The organism is Streptomyces sp. NPDC015139, assembly GCF_043079785.1.
Lineage (GTDB): Bacteria > Actinomycetota > Actinomycetes > Streptomycetales > Streptomycetaceae > Streptomyces > Streptomyces albidocamelliae.
Genome location: NZ_JBIBUW010000028.1, coordinates 41,217 through 58,161, shown reverse-complemented (window position 1 = coordinate 58,161; position 16,945 = coordinate 41,217). Strand labels below are relative to the sequence as shown.

The 16,945-nt window shown below is 68.0% G+C and carries 16 protein-coding genes; 10 read left to right on the top strand and 6 right to left on the bottom strand.

What is annotated here, in order from left to right; translation table 11 throughout:
* Positions 1–428 precede the first annotated feature (428 nt).
* Positions 429–1,520: a Ku protein gene (locus ACF08B_RS38820; RefSeq protein WP_392321749.1), complete on the top strand. Its 1,092-nt coding sequence runs from the start codon at positions 429–431 to the stop codon at positions 1,518–1,520.
* Here the strand turns inward: ACF08B_RS38820 and ACF08B_RS38815 are convergent.
* The gene (locus tag ACF08B_RS38815) at positions 1,499–1,924 is read right to left on the bottom strand and encodes a WhiB family transcriptional regulator (RefSeq protein WP_392321748.1); all 426 of its coding nucleotides are present in this window, start codon (positions 1,922–1,924) and stop codon (positions 1,499–1,501) included. The genes ACF08B_RS38820 and ACF08B_RS38815 overlap by 22 nt on opposite strands.
* Positions 1,925–2,194: 270 nt before the next feature.
* On the opposite strand from ACF08B_RS38815, the gene ACF08B_RS38810 reads away from it, so the two are divergent.
* Positions 2,195–3,394, top strand: coding sequence for a PP2C family protein-serine/threonine phosphatase (locus ACF08B_RS38810; protein ID WP_392321747.1), 1,200 nt, complete (start codon positions 2,195–2,197; stop codon positions 3,392–3,394).
* Positions 3,395–4,024: 630 nt separating this feature from the next.
* On the opposite strand, the gene ACF08B_RS38805 is transcribed toward ACF08B_RS38810, so the two are convergent.
* Complete coding sequence (locus ACF08B_RS38805) at positions 4,025–5,896, bottom strand: SpoIIE family protein phosphatase (protein WP_392321746.1); 1,872 nt, start codon at positions 5,894–5,896, stop codon at positions 4,025–4,027.
* A 109-nt stretch (positions 5,897–6,005) separates the two neighbouring features.
* Here ACF08B_RS38805 and ACF08B_RS38800 point away from each other — a divergent pair, with 109 nt between their 5' ends.
* Complete coding sequence (locus tag ACF08B_RS38800) at positions 6,006–6,140, top strand: hypothetical protein (protein ID WP_392321745.1); 135 nt, start codon at positions 6,006–6,008, stop codon at positions 6,138–6,140.
* Positions 6,141–6,208: 68 nt separating this feature from the next.
* Here ACF08B_RS38800 and gvpJ read toward each other — a convergent pair whose 3' ends face one another.
* Complete coding sequence (gene gvpJ / locus ACF08B_RS38795; protein ID WP_392321744.1) at positions 6,209–6,607, bottom strand: gas vesicle protein GvpJ; 399 nt, start codon at positions 6,605–6,607, stop codon at positions 6,209–6,211.
* Positions 6,608–7,020: 413 nt separating this feature from the next.
* Entirely contained in the window at positions 7,021–7,194 is a 174-nt protein-coding gene (locus ACF08B_RS38790) for a CsbD family protein (RefSeq protein WP_093471622.1), read from the bottom strand.
* Positions 7,195–7,433: 239 nt separating this feature from the next.
* On the opposite strand from ACF08B_RS38790, the gene ACF08B_RS38785 reads away from it, so the two are divergent.
* The 6 genes from ACF08B_RS38785 to ACF08B_RS38760 all read left to right on the top strand — a co-directional run bounded on the left by ACF08B_RS38785 (position 7,434) and on the right by ACF08B_RS38760 (position 13,374).
* Positions 7,434–7,694 (top strand): hypothetical protein, encoded by a 261-nt coding sequence (locus tag ACF08B_RS38785; protein WP_392321743.1) that lies wholly within the window; start codon positions 7,434–7,436, stop codon positions 7,692–7,694.
* Positions 7,695–7,705: 11 nt separating this feature from the next.
* Positions 7,706–8,269 (top strand): hypothetical protein, encoded by a 564-nt coding sequence (locus ACF08B_RS38780; RefSeq protein WP_392321742.1) that lies wholly within the window; start codon positions 7,706–7,708, stop codon positions 8,267–8,269.
* A gap of 313 nt (positions 8,270–8,582) precedes the next feature.
* On the top strand, positions 8,583–8,849 hold the full coding sequence (locus ACF08B_RS38775; protein ID WP_392321741.1) for a DUF6199 family natural product biosynthesis protein: 267 nt from the start codon (positions 8,583–8,585) through the stop codon (positions 8,847–8,849).
* A gap of 343 nt (positions 8,850–9,192) precedes the next feature.
* The gene (locus tag ACF08B_RS38770; protein WP_392321740.1) at positions 9,193–9,732 is read left to right on the top strand and encodes a GNAT family N-acetyltransferase; all 540 of its coding nucleotides are present in this window, start codon (positions 9,193–9,195) and stop codon (positions 9,730–9,732) included.
* A 283-nt stretch (positions 9,733–10,015) separates the two neighbouring features.
* Complete coding sequence (locus ACF08B_RS38765; protein WP_392321753.1) at positions 10,016–11,596, top strand: FMN-binding glutamate synthase family protein; 1,581 nt, start codon at positions 10,016–10,018, stop codon at positions 11,594–11,596.
* 14 nt (positions 11,597–11,610) lie between these two features.
* Complete coding sequence (locus ACF08B_RS38760) at positions 11,611–13,374, top strand: thiamine pyrophosphate-dependent enzyme (RefSeq protein WP_392321739.1); 1,764 nt, start codon at positions 11,611–11,613, stop codon at positions 13,372–13,374.
* Positions 13,375–13,525: 151 nt separating this feature from the next.
* Here the strand turns inward: ACF08B_RS38760 and htpG are convergent, their stop codons facing one another.
* Both htpG and ACF08B_RS38750 read right to left on the bottom strand, forming a co-directional pair.
* Positions 13,526–15,445, bottom strand: a complete 1,920-nt coding sequence (htpG, locus tag ACF08B_RS38755; RefSeq protein ID WP_392321738.1) for a molecular chaperone HtpG — start codon at positions 15,443–15,445, stop codon at positions 13,526–13,528.
* Positions 15,446–15,661: 216 nt separating this feature from the next.
* A complete protein-coding gene (locus ACF08B_RS38750) occupies positions 15,662–16,321 on the bottom strand; it encodes a type III effector protein (protein WP_392321737.1) in 660 nt (219 codons plus the stop codon).
* A 126-nt stretch (positions 16,322–16,447) separates the two neighbouring features.
* Here ACF08B_RS38750 and ACF08B_RS38745 point away from each other — a divergent pair, with 126 nt between their 5' ends.
* Positions 16,448–16,879: an Hsp20/alpha crystallin family protein gene (locus ACF08B_RS38745; protein ID WP_392321736.1), complete on the top strand. Its 432-nt coding sequence runs from the start codon at positions 16,448–16,450 to the stop codon at positions 16,877–16,879.
* Positions 16,880–16,945 lie beyond the last annotated feature (66 nt).

Sequence of the window (16,945 nt, the reverse complement as noted above, 5' to 3'; positions counted from 1 at the left end):
CCAGCAGGGCCAGTCGCCGCTTACGGGAGGTGCCGGGGGTGGTGGGGGCGGTGAGGGACATGAGGGGGACTCCTTCGTGGGGGAGCCGCTCTGTCCTGCGGCCCCGGTGCATCCAGTAGGCATGCCGCGTGCCTGCCCCGTCACGGCACTGCATTTCGGGGCTTGACAGATGCACGAGTCCCAGTCCCGGCCGGACACCGCAAGGACCTGGGATCCCCGGCGCAGGCGCGTCCCTACGCATCGTGTACGCGCACATTCGGCCCGCTACGACGTCACGGCGCCTCGCCGCCTGCGGTCGGGGCCCGTTCGGGCGGCTGACCTGGCCGCCCGGCGCGCGAGGAGGAGTGGGCGGTGCGAGCGTGGAGGCAAGGCGCGCAGCACCGGCCGTCGTGCCGGGAGTGGCCGGACGGCCGGGACGGAGCAGGGGTATGGCGCGGGCGATCTGGACCGGTGTGATCACGTTCGGGCTGGTCACGGTGCCGGTGGGGCTGTACACCGCGACCGAGGACCACACGGTGCACTTCCACCAGCTGCAGCGCGGCACCTCCGACCGGATCCGCAACCGACGGGTGAACGAGCGCACCGGTGACGAGGTCGGCACGGGCGACATCGTGAAGGGCTTCGAGGTGGGCGAGGGCCAGTACGTCGTGGTCGAGCCGGACGAGCTGGATGAGGTCGCGCCGGGGCGTTCGCAGAGCATCGAGATCTCCGGCTTCGTCGACCTGGACGCCATCGAGCCGGTGTACTTCGATCGCACCTACTACATCGCGCCCCGTGGCAAGGAGTACACCAAGGTCTACGAGCTGTTGCGCGCGGCCCTGCTGCGGACGAACAAGGTCGGGATCGCCACTTTCGTGATGCGCAACAAGCAGTACCTGACCGCCCTTCGCGCGGAGGACAGGGTGCTGGTGCTGCAGACCCTGCACTGGGCGGACGAGGTCCGCGATCCGAGCAAGGAATTGCCCGAACTGCCCTCCGGAAAGGCGGGTCAGGGCAAGCAGGTGGACATGGCGTTGCAGCTGGTCGACGCGCTGAGCACCGACTGGGATCCGAAGCGGTACCGCGACACCTACCAGGAGAAGGTGCGTGAGCTGGTCAAGGCCAAGGCAGAGGGCCAGGAGGTCGCCACGGCCGATGCGCCGCCCGAGGCGACCAACGTCATCGACCTGATGAAGGTCCTCGAGGGCAGCCTCAAGGCCGCCCGCTCCGGTCGTAGTGGGGGAGAGGAGCCGACCGCCGAGCGGACGTCCGCGCCGGGCAGGACCGCTCGCAAGGGTGCGGCCGGCAGGGCGGCGAAGACTCCGACGCGGAAGGCGCCGCCGAAGAAGACCGGAGCAACCTCGAACCGCTCCCGAAGCGCCGCGACCAGCGGGAAACGGGAGCTGCAGAAGCTGAGCAAGGCGGACCTGTACCAGCGGGCGACCGAGCTGGAGCTGCCGGGCCGGTCGAAGATGAGCCGCGAGGACCTCATCGACGCCCTTGCCCGCGCCGGCCGGCGTCATAAGAAGAGCGCCGCCTGACCAAGGCCGTCCCGCGAACCGGGGTGGCCGGCCACGCGGGCCCTCCCGAGCAGGCGCTGCCGCGGTACGGCGTGCATCCGGACCGCTAACTCGGACGGCTCTCCCAGCCCGTCGCTGTGGCGCCTGGACGCTGCCGGGGATTCTGTGGTCGCTCGTCGGATGGCGCGGCGCTGGGCGGCCGTCGTGGCGCCCCAGATGCCGTCGTCCTCACCGTGCTCGAGTGCCCAGGTGCGGCACGCGATGATCACGGGGCAGCGGCGGCATATCGCGCGGGCCAGGGTGGCTTCGGCATGCGGAGCCGCGAGGTCTGAGAGAGGGAAGAAGATCTCGGGATCTTCTCCGACGCAAGCCGCTTGATCACGCCAGTCGGAGCCTGCCGGGCCTTCGCTCGGAGTGCAGGTCATGAAGAAGCCCCTTCCGGGTGCCTGCGGGGAGGCGAACGGTGACCACGACGCGGGCAGCGTCGTAGTTCCGGCAGAGGTTCGGAGAATATTAAACGGTTATGACCCGCTTGCGGTAGTGGTGTGCGCCGCCCCGACGCTCGGGACCGGTGCCCGGTGCCGGTGCCCAGCGTCCTCGCGCGAACCACTGCGGACCTACGCGCGGCAGCGCGGCCGGGCGCATCCATACCCCGGCTGCCGGGAACCCGGTTGGTGTGGACTGGGGAGGTGGCTGTGGCCGGTGATGCGGGCTTGGGCCTGGACGAGGTGCTGCGGGCGGCGGAGGATGCCGCGCCGGTGGAGTCGGTGGACGTGGTCGCCCGGAACCTGGAGAAGCGGTTCTCGGCGGCGGAGGTGTCGTTTCTGTTCGTCGACATGCTCGGGCATGAAGCAGTACGGCTACCGAGGGCCGGCACAGCCGCCCAGGCGCGAGGCGAGGCGGAGCGGATCGCGCTGGCGGGCAGCGTCTACGACCGGGTGCTGCGGTCCCAGCGACTGCACCAGGAGGACGTCGAGGGCGGTTGCCGGCTGGTGGCGCCGGTGACGAACCGAGGTGACTGCATCGGCGTCCTGGAGCTGATCGTGCCGTACGCGGACGACGCGGTACATGAGGCGGTGGGCCGGGCGGCGCACGCGCTGGCCTACATAGTGGTGACCGACCGCCGCTTCACGGATCTCTACCACTGGGGCCGGCGCACCACCACGATGAGTCTGGCCGCGGAGATCCAGCACCAGCTGCTGCCGTCGGCGTCCTGCTGCGAGGCGGCCCACTTCACCCTGGCGGGCGGTCTGGCCCCGGCCGACGACATCGGCGGCGACACCTACGACTACGCCCTCGACCAGGACACCCTCCACCTGTCGATCACCGACGCGATGGGCCACGACACGGCCTCCGCGCTGCTGGCCACGCTGACCGTCAACGCCCTGCGCGGAGCCCGCCGCGCAGGGCACAGCATCCTCGATCAGGCCTACACCGCACACCGGGCGCTCTCCCGCCACGCCCGCGGCATGACCACCGGCCAGCTACTGCGAGTTCAGCTGGACACCGGAGCCTGCGAGCTGGTCAACGCCGGCCACCCCTGGCCCCTGCGGCTGCGCGAAGGCCGGGTGGAGGAACTGCCCCTCAAGGTCAACCTGCCATTCGGGGTGCCCGCCCCCGTCAGGTACGAGGTGCAGCGGCTGCGGCTGGAGCCGGACGACCGACTGGTGCTGCTCACCGACGGCATGCGGGAACGCCGCGCGGCCGCGGTCGACCTGCCGTCCCTGGTCCGCGACTCCCGCGACGAGCACCCACGCGAAGTGGTCAGAGCCCTGACCGCAGCGGTACTCGACGCGTGCGGGGGCTCCCTGGCGGACGACGCCACCACCCTGGTGCTGGACTGGCACGGCAGCCGCTCCGGACAACGCCACACCAGCGGCGGCTCCAACACCTGACCGTCGACTTCGAGATGGCCTGGCGACGCCCCCCTGAACTGAAAAGGCGACAGTAACTGGCTCTCGCCAAGCTGGTATTAACGGACCGTCTGTGAAGGAGGAACCTTCCCAGTCTGCTGGCCTCTATTTCAGGCCTTGCCGAAACTGCCGATCATTCACCTGGTCTGACGAATCGCCGGTTAGTTGCTGGAGGGCTGGGCAGAGAGCCCTGTGAAAGGCGGTGATTGTGGTGGACGAGAGGATTCGCAGGTACTTCATCCGTGCCTCGCTGGCGGGCTTGCTGACCGGAGCCGTGCTCGGCTTCGCCTCGGGAGGTGCCTTCGGTGCCTTGGTGGGCGCGGGAATCGGCTTTGCCCTGGCTGCCGGTAGCGTCCTGTACTGGGGTGAACATGGTGGTGCACGCCGCCGTCAGCCGGCGATCGAGGTACCGCCAGGTCGTTCGGACGGCCATCACCTCAGGACGGCGCGCGTCCCCCACCAGAGGGCGGGCAACTCGACCGGGTGGCCTCACCTGAATTACTGACTTCGCGGACGACTCGAGAGGACGTAGGGCGGCGTTCATGGGAACAACCGCCCTCACGTATCTCCCGGAGTAATCCCAGGACGACGCTTCTGACTGTCACGCGGGTGCTACATGTCGGGTCTGTCCGGCGGGCCCAGGGCCTCGCGGGTCGCTCGTGTGGGGTCCTGGACGGGAGCCTGTTCCTGGAGTGAACCGGGAGCGGCCCGTTCCGGGGCGGCGGGGCTGTGAGGGTCCTGCGGTGGGGGCGGCGGACTGTGGTCGTCGCGGGCGCCGGCTCCGGCCGGTGGGAGGCGCAGGGCCAGCAGGGCTGTGTCGTCGCCGTGAGGGGAGAGGCGCCGCAGGAGTTCATCGCAGAAGTCGTCGATGGTCCCGGCGTGCAGTCGCTTGGCCAGGAGGGAGGCGTGGTGGCGGAGTCTGGCCATGCCGGCGTCGATGGGTCGTTCCCGGCTCTCGACCAGACCGTCGGTGTAGAAGAGGACGGTGGCCTCCGCCGGTAGCTCCTCACGCGCGTCCGGCCAGGTCAGGCCCAGGTGCAAGGTGGTGTTCATGCCGATCAGCGGCCCGTGGCCGCCGCTGAGGAATCGTGTCCCTCCGTCGCGCGTGATCAGCAGCGGCGGAGGGTGACCGGCGTTGACCCAGTGCAGCCGCCAAGGCCCTCCTTCCGGGCCTTCGATCCGGGCGAAGATCAGCGTGGCCATGGGTGCGTCGCTGGTGTGGGTCACTGCCTCGTCCAGCCGCTGCATGATCATGCTGGGGGGTTCCACGTGGGTCCAGGCCAGAGCGCGCAGCATGTTCCGTACCTCGGCCATGTGGACCGCGGCCTGCAGATCGTGGCCCACCACGTCGCCGATCACCAGGGCCATGACGCCGTCGGAGAGCAGGAAGGCGTCGTACCAATCGCCGCCGATCTCCAGGGCGCGCTGCGCCGGCAGGTAGCGGGCGGCCATGCGCAGGTGGTCGACCTGCGGCAATGGGGCGAGCAGCTGGCGTTGCATGGTCTCTGCTACATTGCGCTGCTCGTCGTAGAGCTGATGGTTGTCCAGCACCAGCGCGAGACGGCGTCCGATGTCGGCGAGCAGCCGCATCTCGGCCTCGGCCGGCGGAGGGGATTCTTCGGCTCGTGCCACGGTCAGGACGCCGTAGTACCGCCGGCGGGACCGGACGGGTACGGCGGTGGCCCAATGGCCGCCGAGTCGTTCGAACAAGATCCGGTGGGTGGTCGCGAGCGGCACGTCCGCATCCAGCATGTCGGTCGCCTGCAACAGGACCGGACGGTCGCCGCGGATGATCTCCGGCTGATGCTGCGTCGCAGGCAGCGGAAGCGGGCCGGTCAGTTGCCCGGCGAGGCGTGGATCGGCCGGGCTGCGCACGGCGACGCGCTGCAAGGCGCCGGATCGCGCGTCGACGAGGTCGATAGCGGCCCAGTGACCGAGTACCGGTACCAGCAAGGGAAGCAGCTCGCGCACGGCGACGGTGGCGTCCATGTGGGACATGAGCACCGACGAAACCTCCGAGAGGAGATTCAGCCGGTCGGTGAGCGCTTCCAGAGCGGCGGTGTGGGCGGTCGCCCGGTCTTCGGCGTCCCGGTGCAGGCTGAAGTCGCTGAAGACGATCACCAGCCCGCTGGGCGCGCCACTGCGAAGCACCAGCGGCGTCGCCGACCAGATGATCGGCAGCAGGACCCCGTCCCCGCGCAGGAAGTACTCCTCGCTTCCTTCGACCGCGTCCGTGCCGCCCGCGAGCGGAGCCCGCAGCAGGCACCGCTCGGGCGGAACCCGACCGCCGTCCGGGCTGCGGTGGAGCAGATCATGCGCGTCACGCCCCAGCATCTGCGCCGCCGACCGGACCAGCAGACGCTCCGCCCATGGATTGACGTAGGTGATCAGCCCGGCCGCGTCGAGGGTGAAGACACCGGCACCCAGGTCACGCAGAACGGCGTCCCCGAAGCCAGGATTCAGCTCGCCGCACGAACCGGTCATGGGATACCACCCCTCGTCACCAGGTTCTCAGAAGCCGGCGGGGGCACGCACCCGACGCAGAAGCCCTAGCCCACCTGCCGCCTAGTCCGGGCGGACCTCCCGTACGGCCATGATCTCCACCCCGCCGGACAGCACGCAGACCATCGCCGTCAGCGGATACCGCTGCATCGACGAAAGGGAGAGCAGTGACCAGGTACAGACCACCTTCCGCTACCCGGACCGTCCGGCGGCGGTGCACCGATAGTGACCTGGAACTGCGGCGGGCGAGCGCGGACGACTCTGTCAGCCCTCGTAGTCGTCACGCCATTCACGTCATTCCGTTTCCCGGTCCGCAGCGCGCTCGCTCTGACGGGCTCTGCCCTCGTCGCGTGCCTGCTGGTAGGCGCCGAAGACGGTTTCGGCGGCGCCGGAGAGGGCTCCCTTGGTCTTGCCACGGGCGCCGGACTCGGTCAGCGTTTCCGTCAGTTCGGTGAGGCCGGCTGGTTTGCGGGGCCCGGATTCCAGGTCGAGGCGGTTGCATGCCTCGGCGAAGCGGAGGTAGGTGTCGATGCTGGCGACGACGATCCGTACGTCGATGGTGAGGATCTCGATGCCGATGACGGAGACGCGTATGAAAGCGTCGATGACGAGTCCGCGATCGAGGATGAGCTCCAGTACGTCGTACAGGCCGCTGGAGCCGCCCCCACTGCCCTGTTGCCGTGCCACGGTCATCGTGACCAACCCCTAGTCATCTGATTCGGCCTGGTCCCGTCCGCGGAACGTCGTGGGCAGCATGGTGCCGATACCCGCGTCGCCTCGATGCAGGCTGCGAATGCCCCCACCTCCCATGACAAAACACATGGAGGAGGTTGGCGAGGCGGGGAGCCTGTCAGGTGTCCGCTGCGAGGGGGTCGAATGCCATCGACGGAGAATGAGGGGGTTAGAGCACGGCGGCCGGCCCACACGGCGAAAGGTGAGCTGTCGGAGGCCGCACAGCCGATTGACCAGGTGTGCTGCCGGTGATCAGGAGGCTGCGGACACAAGCAGGTGACGGTATTCGGAGGGTCGGCTGTTCCGGAGCACACGAGAAAGAGGGGCCGCCCCAGTTCATCCCGGGACAGCCCCTCTCATGCGCTGAGGGCGGCTCAGTGCTTGAAGGCGTCCTTGGCCTTTTCCTTGGCTTCGCGGGCGTCACCCGTGTTCTTCTTGGCCTGCCCCTCGGCGGCCATGCGGTCGTTCCCCACGGCCTTTCCGACAGCCTGTTCGGCCTTTCCCTGAGCCTGCTCGGTCTTCGCCTTGGCCTTTTCGCCTGCGCTCATGAGGCACGCCTCCTCGTAGGGTCTTCGCCATTGTTGCGGTGAACAGCTCGTGCCCGCGTCCATCCATCACAAACGAGGGTCCTCGGCAAACGATGGTGGGGTCGAACAGGCCCTTGGGTGGCTTTCCGATCAGAGGCAAACGGATCAACAACTTCCGCATATGCAGGCCTACTTGGTGCGTGTGTGCGTAGGGCCCGGGTAGTCGGGAGACCCAGTCCGGCTGAGAGGAGTGACGTTTCGTGGAACCGCGCAAGAGGGCCGAGGTCACTGGACTCGGCACGTTGCAGTCCGGCACCCGTCAGCGCGCTCAACTACGCGTCCGGTTCGCCGACATCGCGTGGACCGCCCTCTGTTTCGTCCTGGCCGTGTGGGCGGTGGCGAGTTCGGTCGGTGCGGCAACGGGGACGACGGCTTGGGCGTACTGCGTGGTGGCCTGGATCCTCTTGGCCGTGGCGTGCGCCATGCGGCTCACGACCGTCCGGGCCAGGAAGCGGATCTAGGGAGGCCGGGCATGGAACGTATCAACGTGTTCCTCGCGAGGCACCTGTGGGCGCAGATCGCTCTGTCCGTCCTTGCTGCCAGTGTCCTGATCACGCTGCTGTACCCGGGGCGGTCGTTTCCCTCCGTGGTGGTGCGCACCGCGGTCATTTCCCTTGGCGGGATCTGCGTGGCGCTGGTCGCGCGCCGCAGGGAGAAGCGGGCCGCGGGCGGTACGACAAACGGCCTCGTGTCACTGGACCGGAAGCTGCGAACCGGTGAGGTGCCGTCGGATCCGCAAGAGCGGACCGCGATGCGCGACCTGGTCGGGCAGCGGCTGCACCGAAGCCGGCACCGCGTGGCGGCGCTGGTCTTCCTGGCGGTGCTCTTCAGTGCCATCACCATGCTGACCGCGCTCACCGCCGGACCACGGCAGACCATCGGCATGGCCGTGCTCACTGTGGTCTTCATCGGATGGATGATCTACAACGGCAACCTGCAGACCCGCCGGCTTCGCACGATGCGCGCGGCGCTGCAGAACGAGCCCCCGGGCGGCGCTACCGGCGATGAGTCCGAGGCGCGTCGTCCGTCGCGGTGACACCGTACGGCGGACCACCAGCGATGGCGGCAACGTCGGCCGCGCGTCAAAGCTGCACATGAGGCTCGACCGAGGGAATGGAAGGGTATGGCCGGCGGAGAGTGGGTCGTGACGGCGGTGGGCGGCCGGGCACCGGATTTCGTCCCTGCGTGGGTGGAGGTACTGATCGTCGTGCTGGGCTTCGTGTTGGCCGCGGTAGCGATTCGTCGGCGAAACAAGCCCTGACCGTCGTTGCGCGCATGAAAGACCGCACACGTCAAGGCGCGTATGTGACTGCACGTTTGCTGAGGAGACGTCAGAGGAGCGGGAAATCATGGAACACAGTGCGATAGTGCGTGTGGCCTCCGGCAGCGGCAGTTCCAGCCCCGCCTTCATCGTGTTCATGTGCCTGTTCCTGCTTCTGGGCCTGGTGCAGGTCATCCGTCCTCAGCTGTTGTGGCGGATGAACAGTCGAATGCAGCGGGGCTGGGTCAAGAATCCTGAGGGGACCGAACCCACGGGGAAGGGGTACGCCATGCAGCGGGTGACGGGGGTGGTCTTCCTGGTGTTCGCCACCTGGATGCTGATGCACAACATTTGACGGCAAGTCAGACTGCTCGGCCGGCCGGCCCCCGCCGGTGTGGACCGTGGCATCCCCGCCTGAGTCACTGCGCTACCAGGGTCGGCGAGCGGCCGTAGGCGGGAGACCAGGAAGCGTTGCAAAGGTCATCCGGGACGAGCTTCCCCTCGCGGTGGACCTCCTGATGTAATAATCACCTGAGGGGTGCACCTGTTACTGGCATGAGGGGGAAGCCTTGCCTTTCGCAAGCACGGACGAGGCTGTACGGGCATGGGTTCACGGTTGGTCAGCCTCGCGCGGTGCCGCCCAACCTGTGCCGTCGCCCTGGGGCTTCACCGTCGACGTGGGCCTACCCGGACATGTCATGCGCCACGTCCTGTCCTCCGCGGTCGAGGCGACCGTCCAAGAGATCACCCAGCGCACCACCACACCCGGCGTCTGGTTGAAGGCCTTCGTCCCACCCGAAACACTCGAACCCTGGCTGGCCCCGGGCTGGCAACTCGCCGGCGGATCCGGCTACCTGATGTCCGCCTCCCTACTCGTCGCCCCCACCCAGGTCCCCGGCCCCATCCCAGCCGGCTATCAGCTGACGACCTGGACACGTGCCGGCGTTACCCGCGCTCTGGTGCGGACGGCCGACGGCGCTTTCGCCGCGCGTGGACAGATCGCTGTCACCGGCCCCACCGCCGTCGTCGACCAGGTGGAGACAGATCCGGCCCACCAGCGCCGCGGCCTGGGCCGCGTGGTGATGCGCGGGCTCGCGGAAGCTGCCGCAGAGCAGGGGGCTACAGCAGGCGTGCTGGGCGCGACGCCAGATGGGCGGGCCCTGTACGAAACGATGGGATGGCGCGTACTGGCCCCACTCACCAGTGTCCTGCGCGTCCCAGGGCCAACAGGCCCATGAGCGAAGAGCAAATGCTTTCCCCAGTCGTACCGGTGGGGGCCCGCCCCGGGGCGGTGGCGTAGGCATGGAGCGGTGAGCTGCTGCACTCCTGTGCTGTCGGCGTTCATCACTGACCATCACGGCGATCCGCTCGACGCGGGATTCCGAGCGCGCCGCTGGTGTCCCAGACGATGCGCCGGACGATTCTGAACCGCAAACTGCATCGACCCAGGCCGCGGACACCTCAGGTGTGGGTCAAATCGCAGGCGTGGATCGCCGATCCAGGGCAAGAAAGCCAAGGGTGATACGCACTGTCTTCGTCGCTCTCACTCTGGCCGCCGGCATAGCGGCGGCCGTGGCCGCGGTCGGGTTCTCGCCCTGGTGGTGGGTGGCCGCTGTCCCACTCACGCTGCTGGGGCTGGTGGGTGGGGTCGACTTGCTGCAGCGCCGGCATTCGGTACTGCGCAACTATCCCGTGCTGGGGCATGCCCGGTTTCTTCTGGAGCGCATCCGCCCGGAACTGCAGCAGTACTTCATTGAGCGGAACTTCGATGGGCGCCCCTTCGACCGGGATGTCCGCACCCTCGTCTACGAGCGGGCAAAGGGTACCGACGCGGAGCAGCCGTACGGCACCGAACGGGACGTCTATCAGCCTGGCTACGAATTCCTCGTGCCGTCGATGGCTCCCTGCCCGGTGCCGGAGACGCCGCCGCGGGTGCGGGTCGGCGGGCCCGACTGCAAGCACCCCTACGACATGGCGCTGCTCAACGTGTCGGCGATGAGCTTCGGCTCGCTGTCGGCCAACGCCGTCCTGGCGCTCAACGGTGGGGCAGCTGCGGGGAATTTCGCGCAGGACACCGGTGAGGGCGGCCTGTCGGAGTACCACCTCAGGCCCGGCGGGGACCTGATCTGGGAGATAGGCACCGGGTACTTCGGATGCCGCACCGGCGACGGTGACTTCGATCCTGCCGAGTTCGCCGACAAGGCCGCGCACGATCACGTCAAGTGCGTCTCCCTGAAACTCTCTCAGGGGGCCAAGCCAGGCATTGGCGGCGTCCTGCCAGGTGCGAAGGTCAACGCCGAGATCGCGAAGGTACGGGACGTGCCCGAGGGTCGGACGGTCATCTCGCCGCCGTACCACAGAACGTTCTCCACCCCCAGGGAACTGGTCCGGTTCATCGCCAGGATGCGGGAGCTGTCCGGCGGCAAGCCGACAGGATTCAAACTGTGCGTGGGATCCCGCCGGCAGTTCCTCGCCGTGTGCAAGGCGATGCTGGCGGAAGGCACGACGCCCGACTTCATCGTCGTAGACGGAGGAGAGGGGGGCACCGGTGCCGCCCCCATGGAGTTCGCCGACCACGTGGGGGCACCGCTCACCGAGGGCCTGCTCACGGTGCACAACGCGCTTGTCGGTGCGGGCTTGCGCGACAGGATCAAAGTCGGGGCGAGTGGCAAGATCGCCACCGGTACTGATCTGGTCAAACGCTTGATACAGGGCGCTGACTACGGCAACGCGGCGCGGGCGATGATGTTCGCCGTCGGCTGCATCCAGGCCCAGCGGTGCCACACGAATACCTGCCCCACCGGTGTGACGACGCAGGATCCACGACGTGCCCGCGCTCTCGACGTCCGCGACAAGGCACCGCGTGTCCAGCGCTTCCAGGAAGCGACCGTATCCAGTGCGCTGCAGATCATGGCGTCCATGGGCGTCACCGATCCTGCCGAGTTGCGCCCGCACATGCTCCGCCGGCGTATAGCCCCCCACACCGAGCGCTCCTACGCAGATGTACACGAGTGGCTCGAGCCGGGACGGCTTCTCGCCGAGCCTCCGCAGTCCTGGGCGGCCGACTGGAAGGCCGCCGACCCCGACCGTTTCACTGTTTGATCTGGAGGACTCACGTGGCTCGTACTGTTGCGCACGTCATCGTGGACGCGCTCAGCGATCTTGGCGTACGCCAGGTCTTCGGCGTCGTGGGAGACGCGCTCAATCCTCTGACCGACGCCATCCGTACCACCGACGACGTGGAGTGGGTGGGATGTCGGCACGAGGAAGCTGCCGCATTCGCCGCGAGCGCCCAGTCGCAGCTCAGCGGCACCCTCGGAGTCTGCATGGGCACGGTCGGACCTGGTTCCGTCCACCTCCTCAACGGCCTGTACGACGCAGCCAAGAGCCATACCCCGGTCCTGGCGATCGCCGGCCAGGTGCCGCTTGCCGAGCTCGGCAGCGACTACTTCCAGGAAGTCGACAACGATGCCCTCTTCAGTGACGTGGCCGTTTTCCGGGCCACCATCACCTCTCCGGAACAACTCCCGCAGATGCTGGAGACCGCGGTTCGCACTGCTCTGGGCCGCAAGGGCGTAGCTGTTCTGACCGTGCCGGGTGACCTCGGGGAACAGGAACTGAGCGGGGACCATCCTGCCAGGTTCTCCTTGAACGCCCCACTCAGCCGACCGGACGAGTCGGCCGTGCGGCGAGCGGCCGAAACCCTCGACCGTGCCCAGCGCATCACGCTGCTTGTGGGAAGGGGCGCCCGGGCCGCTCGTGATGATGTGCTGACCCTGGCCGACCGCCTGGCCGCTCCCATGGTCCTCACCTTGAAGGCCAAGGAAGGCTTCGAGGGCGCAGCCAACCGGTTCCAGGTCGGCCAGACCGGTTTGATCGGCAACCCGGCTGCCGCAGCAGCCCTCGAAGACGCCGACACCCTCCTGCTCCTGGGCACCGACTTTCCTTACCGGGATTGGTATCCGCAGGGTAGGACCGTCATCCAAGTGGACAGCGAGGCAGCACACATCGGGCGGCGGGTACCTGTCGACATCGGCCTCGTCGGTGACACGGGCGCTACCGTTCGTGATCTCCTGCGCCACCTCTCCGCAGCGGCACCGGGGGCTCGGGGGGCACGGGACCGGTCGCACTTGGAAAAGGCGCGTGAGCGCTTCGACCGGTGGCACGAAGGTCAGCTCCGGCTCGCGGATCCCGCGTACGACAAGGGTCTGATCGGCCGTATTCGCTCCTCACTCGACAACCGCACTCAGGACATCCGTCCGGAGGCGCTGGCGGCCACCGTGAATCGGCTTGCGGCAGATGATGCCGTGTTCACGTCCGACACGGGCATGGCGACCGTATGGCTTTCCCGTTTCGTCGAAATGCGACACGAACGCCGCCTCATCGGCTCCTACAACCTCGGGTCGATGGCCAACGCCATGCCACAGGCACTGGGCGCCCAATGCCTGAACCGCGAACAGCAGGTCGTGGCCTTCTGCGGGGACGGTGGTCTGAGCATGCTCTTGGGCGACCTGATGACACTCAAGACCTATCAACTTCCTGTGAAGCTGATCGTCTTCAACAACCGTCGTCTGGGCATGGTGAAACTCGAACAGGAGCAGGCCGGCCTCCCGGAGTTCGGCACAGTACTGGACAACCCGGACTTCGCGGCGGTCGCCACCGCGATGGGGATCACCGGCATCCGGGTGAGTGACCCGGCCGAACTGGAGAAGGCCGTACGCCGCGCTTTCGACAGCCCCGGGCCGGTGCTGCTCGACGTGCTCACCAACCCTGACGAGATCGCCGTGCCCGCCAAGCCGACGGTCGAGCAAGGATGGGGATTCGCGGTCGCCAAAGTGAAGGAGATCGTCCGCAGCCACGGTGACACCAGCAGTCACTGAGACCCTCGGGGCCATCGGGAAGCGGGAATTAGGGGTCTACGGAGTAGCCGCCGCCTCCTCGGAGACGGTGGCTACTCTCGCGAGCCGTGGGTAGGGCATGGCCGGTCCAGCCCTGAGGCGACCTGCCGGCCGTGTCATGGACGGAAGCGGGCTACAGGGCGCGTTCCAGGCGGTCCGCCATCAGTTTGACGAACCGTGCAGGGTCCTTGGGCTGGCCGCCTTCGGCGAGGACCGCCAGGCCGTGCAGGACTTCGGCGGTCTCGCCGAGCTCAGCGTGGTCCTTGCGCTCGTTGTACGCCTGGTTGAGGGCCTGCACCAGCTGGTGATGGGGGTTGAGTTCCAGGATCCGCTTGGCGCGGGGTACTTCCTGCCCCATGGCGCGGTACATGTTCTCCAGGGCCGGGGTCAGAGCGTCGTTGTCGGAGACCATGCACGCGGGGGAGACGGTCAGACGCGAGGACAGACGTACCTCCTTGATGTCCTCGCCGAGCTCCTGCGTCATCCATCCGAGGAGCGCCGCGTACTCCTCGTCCCGCTTCTTCTGCTCCTCGTCGGAGGTGTCGGCGTCCCGGGTGTCGAGGTCGATCTGGCCCTTGGCGACGGAGCGCAGCTTCTTGCCCTCGTACTCGCCGACCGCGTCGGCCCATACCTCGTCGACCGGGTCGGTCAGCAGCAGGACCTCGATGCCGCGGTCCCTGAACGCCTCCATGTGCGGGGAGGCTTCGATGCTCTGACGGGACTCCCCGGTCAGGTAGTAGATGGCGTCCTGCCCGTCCTTCATCCGTTCCAGGTACTGCTTGAGGGTCGTCTGCTCGGTGTCGTGGTGCGTGCCGGCGAACGATGCGACGGCGAGGAGGGCGTCACGGTTCTCGGAGTCGGTGACGAGCCCTTCCTTGAGGACCGTGCCGAACTCCCGCCAGAGAGTGGCGTAGCGGTCGGGGTCCTTGGCCATCATGTCCTTGACCGTGGAGAGAACCTTTTTCGTCAGGCGACGGCGCATCATCTCGATGTGGCGGTCCTGCTGGAGGATCTCGCGGGAGACGTTGAGCGACAGATCTGCCGCGTCGACGACCCCCTTGACGAAGCGCAGGTACGGCGGCAGCAGTGCTTCGCAGTCCTCCATGATGAGGACCCGCCTGACGTAGAGCTGCAAGCCGCGCTTGTAGTCACGGGTGAACAGGTCGAAGGGGGCATGGGCCGGCAGGAACAGCAGGGCCTGGTACTCGAAGGTGCCCTCCGCCTGGAGCCGGATCGTCTCCAGCGGGTCACGCCAGTCGTGGCCGACGTGCTTGTACAGCTCGTGGTACTCCTCCTCGGACACCTCGTCGCGGGACCGCGCCCACAGCGCCTTCATGGAGTTCAACGTCTCGAGCGCCGGTGCGCCGTCTCCCTTGCCGTCGTCATCGCTGTCGGCGGCCGGAGCTTCGGGTGCCATGCGGATGGGCCAGGTGATGAAGTCCGAGTACCGCTTGATGATCTCCCGGACCTTGAACGCCGACGTGTAGTCGTGGAGTTGGTTGTCGGGGTCGGCCGGCTTGAGGTGCAAGGTGACCGAGGTGCCCTGCGGCGCGTCAGCGACCGTCTCCAGGGTGTAGGTGCCCTCACCGCGGGAGGTCCAGCGGGTGCCTTCGCCTTCCCCGGCGCGTCGTGTCAGCAGGGTCATCTCGTCGGCCACCATGAAGCCGGAGTAGAAGCCGACGCCGAACTGGCCGATGAGCCCTTCCTCTGCCCCTTCCTTGGCCTCGCGCAGCTCTTGGAGGAACTGGGCGGTTCCGGAGTGGGCGATGGTGCCGATCAGCTGCCCGACCTCGTCGTAGGACATGCCGATGCCGTTGTCCCGCACCGTGAGGGTGCGGGCGTCCTGGTCGATGTCGATCTCGATGTGCAGGTCGGAGATGTCGGCGTCGAGCGTGTCGTGACGCAGCTTCTCCAGGCGCAGTTTGTCGAGTGCGTCGGAGGCGTTGGAGACAAGTTCGCGGAGGAAGACGTCCTTGTTCGAGTAGACGGAGTGGATCATCAGCTGGAGCAGCTGACGGGCCTCGACCTGGAACTCGAAGGTCTCGGTCGGCATGGTCGCGGATACCTCACAATTCAGTCATCGGAGCAACGTGATCAATTGCAGGAAGAGGGGTCTGGGGCGCCGCTGAGCAGGCAGTTGAAGCGTGGTCGCGAGACGCCGACGGTGCCCATTCCGGGGTGGTGAACGCCTTACCTCGTGGATGCCTGGCCGAGGTCGTTCCGCCAGGCAGCCCACGGGGCGGGGCGCCGACGGCCGCGGGCTGGGGCATCAGTCGGGATTGTTCGCGGTCATGGCGGAGGTCGTGAGGGTGTCGAGTCGGGCGGCGAGGTCGGGGTGGGCCACGAGATGTGGCTGTGCGGCGATGAGGGGTCTCAGGAGAGCGGTGGGGTCGTCCTGGCCGAGGGCCTCGTCGAGCTGGCGCAGGGACCGGCGAGCGGCGACGGGGAGGTCGGTGAGGGCGGTGATCTGGCCGGCGATGCGACGCAGACCGGCTGCGTTGCGGCGGGCCCAGGCGCTGGTGCTGCGCTGGGCCGCGCGGTGGTCGCGGGTGGCCTGGACGCGTTGTTCGCCGGTGCTTCCGGCGGGGCCGGGCCGACCGCGCAGGTAGCGGCGTTCGGCGGCCTGGCGGCTGGCGACGCCGAGGGAAGGTGCAAGGTCGGCCCAGCTGGCCCCCGCCTCGCGGGCGGTCTCGATCAGGCCGGTCTCCCAGCCGGCGAGCTGCTCACGGACCTGCCGCAGCAGGTGCAGCGAGGCCAGGGCTTGCTCCGGGCCCACGTCGGACGCGGGGGTGGGTGTGGGTTGGTGCTGGGCGGCTTGCAGGGCGTCGTCTATGGCCTCCAGGGCTGCCGCGGCCGCGAGGAAGGACGCCGGGCTCGGGGCGCCGGCCCTTGCGGCGAGCGGCCTGTCCGGTTGATCGGCTGACTTCATGAGCACCTCCTTCTCTGGTCGTCGCCTGGATGACGTCGGAGTTGTCATCCATTGGATGACATGTTACAACGGTTTCCGTGAGGCGCATTGGCAGCAACTGCCTGAACCTGCTGGAGGTGTTTTCCGATGTTGATGCGCACTGACCCCTTCCGTGAGCTGGACCGCCTGGCTCAGCAGCTGGCGAGCCCGGGGACGTGGTCGCGGCCGTCGGCGATGGCGATGGACGCCTATCGCGAGGGCGACGCGTACGTCGTGGTCTTCGACCTTCCCGGCGTCAGCGCCGAGGCGATCGACATCGACGTCGAACGCAACATGCTGACCGTGAGGGCCGAGCGCCGGCCGGTGGCGAAGTCCGACGACGTGCAGATGGAACTGTCCGAGCGGCCGCTGGGCGTCTTCTCCCGCCAGATCGTGCTGGCGGACACGCTCGACACCGAGCGGATCAAGGCCGACTACGACGTCGGCGTACTCACCCTGCGTATCCCGATCGCCGAGCGCGCCAAGCCCCGCAAGATCGCCGTCGGCGGGGGATCCGACCGCAGGGAAATCTCCGGCTGAGCCATCGGCGACAGCAGGCCGAGCAGCAGCGGAGGACGGGCGCCGCGCTCTCTTCGCCCGTCCTCC

What these genes read in the sequence shown, in the direction of transcription:
- ACF08B_RS38820 (WP_392321749.1), top strand. Translation starts at nt 429, where the DNA reads ATGGCGCGGGCGATCTGGACCGGTGTGATCACGTTCGGGCTGGTCACG.
- ACF08B_RS38815 (WP_392321748.1), bottom strand. Translation starts at nt 1,924, where the DNA reads ATGACCTGCACTCCGAGCGAAGGCCCGGCAGGCTCCGACTGGCGTGAT.
- ACF08B_RS38805 (WP_392321746.1), bottom strand. Translation starts at nt 5,896, where the DNA reads ATGACCGGTTCGTGCGGCGAGCTGAATCCTGGCTTCGGGGACGCCGTT.
- ACF08B_RS38800 (WP_392321745.1), top strand. Translation starts at nt 6,006, where the DNA reads ATGATCTCCACCCCGCCGGACAGCACGCAGACCATCGCCGTCAGCGGA.
- gvpJ (WP_392321744.1), bottom strand. Translation starts at nt 6,607, where the DNA reads ATGACCGTGGCACGGCAACAGGGCAGTGGGGGCGGCTCCAGCGGCCTG.
- ACF08B_RS38790 (WP_093471622.1), bottom strand. Translation starts at nt 7,194, where the DNA reads ATGAGCGCAGGCGAAAAGGCCAAGGCGAAGACCGAGCAGGCTCAGGGA.
- ACF08B_RS38780 (WP_392321742.1), top strand. Translation starts at nt 7,706, where the DNA reads ATGGAACGTATCAACGTGTTCCTCGCGAGGCACCTGTGGGCGCAGATC.
- ACF08B_RS38775 (WP_392321741.1), top strand. Translation starts at nt 8,583, where the DNA reads ATGGAACACAGTGCGATAGTGCGTGTGGCCTCCGGCAGCGGCAGTTCC.
- ACF08B_RS38770 (WP_392321740.1), top strand. Translation starts at nt 9,193, where the DNA reads ATGCGCCACGTCCTGTCCTCCGCGGTCGAGGCGACCGTCCAAGAGATC.
- htpG (WP_392321738.1), bottom strand. Translation starts at nt 15,445, where the DNA reads ATGCCGACCGAGACCTTCGAGTTCCAGGTCGAGGCCCGTCAGCTGCTC.
- ACF08B_RS38750 (WP_392321737.1), bottom strand. Translation starts at nt 16,321, where the DNA reads ATGAAGTCAGCCGATCAACCGGACAGGCCGCTCGCCGCAAGGGCCGGC.
- ACF08B_RS38745 (WP_392321736.1), top strand. Translation starts at nt 16,448, where the DNA reads ATGTTGATGCGCACTGACCCCTTCCGTGAGCTGGACCGCCTGGCTCAG.